The organism is Terriglobus sp. YAF25 (assembly GCF_052113305.1).
GTDB lineage: Bacteria > Acidobacteriota > Terriglobia > Terriglobales > Acidobacteriaceae > Terriglobus.
In genome coordinates this window covers 1-5,053 of the sequence record NZ_JBFRCY010000309.1, presented here as the reverse complement: position 1 = coordinate 5,053, position 5,053 = coordinate 1, and the positions used below count along the sequence as shown (strand labels likewise).

The window sequence follows — 5,053 nt, the reverse complement described above, 5'->3', positions numbered from 1 at the left end:
ACAAACGGATGGACAACAACCTCTTGAAACATCACAGGTGCCCCACCCTCGGGGTGAACGCTCGCAACGCAAGGGTGGGTGGGGAATACGCACGCGACCAATTACCCGACGAATCGCGTCAGACTTGTCACTCTCAGCCTGGGCAAGCTTTCCATCAAGATCATTCCAAGGATCGCAACGGAAGCAACGAAGGAGACACACAGATGACGACCGCAGTGAAGACACAGACAACCGGCAGCGCAATGAAGGCACCTCCAACCGTTTCGCAGCAGGAGTGGGAGGCTGCCTGGCGGCAGCTCCTGGTGAAGGAAAAGGAATTTACCCGCTCGCGGGATGCACTGGCCGCAGAGCGCCGGCGCATGCCGTGGATGCCTGTCGAGAAGACGTACATGTTTGAGGGCCCGCAGGGCAAGGTGAGTCTGCTCGATCTCTTCGAAGGCCGAAAGCAGTTGATCGTCTATCGCGCCTTCTATGAACCGGGAGTCTTCGGCTGGCCCGAGCATGCCTGCCGCGGCTGCTCGCTTGGCGCCGATCAGGTTGGTCACCTGGCGCATCTCAATGCGCGCGATACGACGCTTGCTTACGCCTCGCGGGCTCCGCAGGCAGATATTGCCCGGTTGAAGAAGCGCATGGAATGGGAGATGCCCTGGTACACCCTTACCGACAGCTTCGATAAGGATTTCGGTGTCGATGAGTGGCATGGCCACAATGTCTTCATCCGTGACGGAGAGAAGATTTTCCGCACGTACTACATCAACAATCGCGGCGATGAGGCCATGGGAACGGTGTGGAGCTATCTCGACATCACACCGCTCGGCCGGCAGGAAGTGTGGGAGGATTCGCCCGAAGGGTACCCGCAGACTCCGACGTATAAGTGGTGGAACTGGCACGATTCGTATGAAGCCGAGGCCGCGCCGAATGAGAAGTGGGTCCAGGTGTCGGATGCGGGTGAGAAGGCTTTCCGCAAGGCAAGCGCGGAGATGAAGCAAGAGCAAGGGGAGTCGATAAATCTGAGATAGCCCATGCACCGGGTGCCCCATGTCCCGTGGTCCCCAACGAACTTGTTCGTTGGGGTGGTGTGCCGGGGGACATGGGCCCGGCCTTCATCGTCGAGGGCATAGATTTCGGGCTCTTGGCGGGATCTCCCAAGCTGGAATGGGACCGGGTGGGAGCCGTGGGCTCCAGCCCACGGTTTACCGGCTCAACAAAGAAGCGGGCTTTATAGCCCTGGGCTTTTTTTCTGATTCGCAGAGAAGGCCCAGGGCTAAAGCCCATTGTTTTGATGGCTTCTAATCAGCGGGCTGAAGCCCGCTGCTCCCACCCTTGCCCACCCTAACTTTGTGAGCGTTTCACCGAGCGATCGAGTTAGTTGGCAGCCCGCTGTTGCCACCTAAGCATGCCAGACAAACGATCACCTCTAGTCGTATCTTTATATCGACCGATAGGGAGCGGCTATCAGATGGAACTGCGGCATCTTCGCTATTTCACGGCGGTGGTCCAGTGGAAGGGATACCGTGAGGCGTCACGACATCTCTACGTGGCACAGCCGTCCATCAGCCAGGCGGTGGCTGATCTTGAGAGCGAGCTGGGCATTAAGCTCTTTTCGCGTGAGGGACGCGTGGCGCGGCTTACGCCGGAGGGACAGGTCTTCTATGAGGAGGCGCTGAAGACGCTGGCACAGGCCGAGCGGTCAATCGTCACTGCTCAGCGTGCGGCTCGGGGCGAGATCGGCAGGCTGGGCATTGGGTTTATGGGATTTGCCACCTGCCAGTTTCTTCCGGACCTGCTGCGCAAGTACAAAGCGCGTCATCCCGGAGTGGTGTTGCGGCTTGAAGAGAACGTGCCCAGCGGACAGGATCTCGCGTTCGACCGGGGCGAGATCGATATCGGCTTTACCCGTCCTCCTTCGGCAGATCGTAGTGCGTCCTACGAGTCGCGCCTGCTCTTCCGCGAGCCACTGGTGGTGGCGCTCCCCAAAAGCCGTAAGGTCAAGGCAAAGCGTATCCGTATCGCGGATCTCGCAGGCGAGCGCATCGTCACCTTTCAGCGAGCAAGCTCTCCGGAGGTCTTCGATACCATCATTCGCGTCTGCAACGACAATGGCTTCTCGCCGCGGCTGTACAACGAGCTGAACAATATGCACTCGGTGCTGTCGACCGTGGAGGCCGAGGAAGGCGTGGCGATCGTCTCTGCCTCTGCCCATAACTTACGCGCAGATAATGTCTCCTTCTTTAGGTTGCAACCGGATGATGTCCGCGTCGACATTGTCGCAACGTGGCGGAAGCAGGAGCCTTCGGTTGCTCTCAAGCTGTTTCTTGAGCTGCTCGACGAGGAGCTTCCGGCCATCCGCCAGAAGATGCGGTATCTGGAGCGATAGGCATTAACGATCACTTGATCGAAAGATGCGAGGAATCGGAATCACCATCTTCGGAATCTCTTCTGGTGTACGGCAAGAGAAAGGCCGTCAGCCAAGGAGGCTGGAGATGGGCAGCAAACAGAAGACAATCATCGTCACGGGAGCATCACAGGGCATCGGAGCAGGCGCAGTGCAGGCGTTTCTGGATCGCGGCTATAACGTTGTCGCCAACTCGCGCAACATTACGAAGTCGGGCGCCTATACGGAGTCTGCTCAGCTTGCGCTAGTGGATGGCAACATTGGCGATAGCGCTGTCGCGGCTAAGGTGGTAGAGACTGCGATCAAGAAGTTTGGATCGATCGACGCGCTGGTGAACAACGCGGGAATCTTCTTCACCAAGCCATTTACCAATTACACCGCCGAGGACTTCGAAGCGCTTTCGAATACCAACCTTGAGGGCTTCCTCTACGTGACGCAGGGCGTGGTGAAACAGATGCTCGCACAGAAGTCGAGTGGAAGCGTGGTCAACATCACGACCTCGCTGGTGGCGAATCCGATTGCCGGTGTTACGGCTTCAGTGCCCATGATCACCAAGGGTGGTCTGGAGGCAGTGGTTCGCAGCCTGGCAAGTGAGTACGCGAAACAGCACATCCGCTTCAACGCTGTTGCGCCGGGGTCGGTGGATACTCCGTTRCACAAGGACAACCCAAAGGACTTTCTGAAGACGCTCTCACCGATGGGCACCATCTCGGATGTGAGTGACATCGTGGATGCGGTGGTCTATCTGACCGAAGCCCGCAACGTAACCGGGGAGGTGCTGCACGTGGACGGTGGTGCGCACGCAAGCAAATGGTGAGCGCGAAGGGCACGCAGCCAGCGAGCCCGCAGCCGGCGAAGGCGGAACGCCGGCTTGCGGAGCTCGGTATCGAGCTGCCGCCAGCACCCGGGCCGATTGGCGCGTACGTGGAAAGCGTCCTGACCGGCAACCTGCTCTACCTCAGCGGCGTACTTCCGGTGGTTGCCGGCCAACCGCGGTTTGTCGGGCGGCTGGGTAAGGAGCTCGACGTGGAGCAAGGCCGCGAGGCAGCACGCATCGCGGCGGTGAACGTGCTCTCTGCCGCGAGAGATCACCTGGGCTCGCTCGATCAGGTCAACCGGGTAGTAAAGCTGACGGTCTACATGGCCACCGAGGGAGAGTTCACCGCACATGCGAAGGTGGCCGATGCAGCTTCGGAGCTGTTGCGCGATGTCTTCGGAGAAGACAAGCTGCCGGTACGAATGGTGCTCGGTGTGGCCAGTCTTCCGCTCGGTGTCCCGGTGGTGGTGGAAGTTTTGTTTGAGGTGAAGGCATAAAGGAAAGAGGCGGCTTGTCCGCCTCTTTTGTTGTTGCGAGGTGCATTGTGTCCGGACTGTGGAATCAGACCCGTGTCGCCAGCTTGCTGGGAATTGAGTATCCAATCATCCAGGGACCACTCGGCGGATTCTCATCGCAGCGGCTTGCTGCCGGCGTTTCAAACTTCGGCGGGCTTGGTGGATTCGGTGCACATGGCATGGAGCCTGAGGCGATCAAGGACGTGATCGCGGAGATCCGCTCTCTGACCACGAAGCCATTCGCGATGAACCTCTGGGTCTCGATGGAGGACGAAGGTGCACGTACCTCCGGGAATGCCGAGTTTCAGCGGGCATCCTCAGCGATTGCGCCTCATATCGAGCGTCTCGGCGGACCTGCGCCTGTGTTTGCTCCATACAAACCGATACGGTTTGAAGACCAGGCGCGTGTCGTGCTGGATGCGAAGGTGCCGGTCTTCTCCTTTATCTATGGCATACCGCCTATGGAGATTCTCGACGAAGTTCGCCGGCAGAAGATCGTCATCATGGGCACCGCGACCACGGTGGAGGAAGCGATTGCTTTGGAACAGGCAGGCGTGGATGTGGTGATCGCCTCCGGTTTTGAAGCAGGAGGTCATCGCGGCTCATTCCTGCGCTCCTCTGAGGATTCGTTGACCGGCACCGTCTCGCTGGTGCCGCAGACGGTCGATGCCGTGAGTGTCCCGGTCGTCGCGGCCGGAGGCATCGCCGATGCACGCGGCATTGCTGCCGCCTTCGCACTCGGTGCGGAGGGCGTGCAGATGGGGACGGTGTTTCTGGCATGCGAGGAGTCCGGCGCGCATCCGGTGCATCGCGAAGCGATCCGCAGTGGAAGAGCCGCGCGTACGGGATTGACCCGAGGTTTCACTGGAAGGCTCGCTCGCGGTATTAAGAACGAGTTGATGGATCAGATGAATGGTCCCGGGACGGAGATTCTGCCGTATCCACGGCAGCGAAGCCTGATGCGCAATCTCGCGATCCCTGCGCAGAAGGCCGGCAATGCGGAGCTGCTGGCTCTATGGGCAGGTCAGAGCGCGAACCTCGCGCGGTGTGCTGACGTGCATGAACTGTTGCAGGCGCTGGTGGATGGAGCTGCGGCGAAGCTGAATCGATAGAGGCAGAGGTGTCATCTTTGTTAGGGATTTCAGGGTATTCCGAACCCACCCTAACTCCGTGAGGGTGGGGCACCTGTAGGAGGTCAAGAGGTTGTTGACATCTGGAGCCTGCTGATGGGCGGGCGTAGGTTGAGGCTAGCATGAGGTCTTTGTTGGTTGTAGAAGTCTGTCCAAGGGGCGAGTTGGGTGTCTCTTTGTTCTGAGTTTTCCCAGT

Annotated in this window: 6 protein-coding genes; 5 read left to right on the top strand and 1 reads right to left on the bottom strand. The window is 59.3% G+C overall.

The window, feature by feature from the left end; all coding sequences use genetic code 11:
- Positions 1-203: 203 nt before the first annotated feature.
- The 5 genes from AB4043_RS14015 to AB4043_RS13995 all read left to right on the top strand — a co-directional run bounded on the left by AB4043_RS14015 (position 204) and on the right by AB4043_RS13995 (position 4,839).
- Positions 204-1,019, top strand: a complete 816-nt coding sequence (locus tag AB4043_RS14015) for a DUF899 domain-containing protein (RefSeq protein WP_442307315.1) — start codon at positions 204-206, stop codon at positions 1,017-1,019.
- A 440-nt stretch (positions 1,020-1,459) separates the two neighbouring features.
- On the top strand, positions 1,460-2,377 hold the full coding sequence (locus AB4043_RS14010) for a LysR substrate-binding domain-containing protein (protein ID WP_442303523.1): 918 nt from the start codon (positions 1,460-1,462) through the stop codon (positions 2,375-2,377).
- 106 nt (positions 2,378-2,483) lie between these two features.
- On the top strand, positions 2,484-3,212 hold the full coding sequence (locus AB4043_RS14005) for an SDR family NAD(P)-dependent oxidoreductase (RefSeq protein ID WP_442303522.1): 729 nt from the start codon (positions 2,484-2,486) through the stop codon (positions 3,210-3,212).
- On the top strand, positions 3,206-3,709 hold the full coding sequence (locus tag AB4043_RS14000) for a RidA family protein (protein ID WP_442303521.1): 504 nt from the start codon (positions 3,206-3,208) through the stop codon (positions 3,707-3,709). The genes AB4043_RS14005 and AB4043_RS14000 overlap by 7 nt, the downstream gene beginning before the upstream one ends.
- A 47-nt stretch (positions 3,710-3,756) precedes the next feature.
- Entirely contained in the window at positions 3,757-4,839 is a 1,083-nt protein-coding gene (locus AB4043_RS13995) for an NAD(P)H-dependent flavin oxidoreductase (protein ID WP_442303520.1), read from the top strand.
- Positions 4,840-4,922: 83 nt separating this feature from the next.
- On the opposite strand, the gene AB4043_RS13990 is transcribed toward AB4043_RS13995, so the two are convergent.
- On the bottom strand, positions 4,923-5,053 hold a 131-nt coding region (locus AB4043_RS13990), incomplete at its 5' end, for an integrase core domain-containing protein (RefSeq protein ID WP_442301167.1).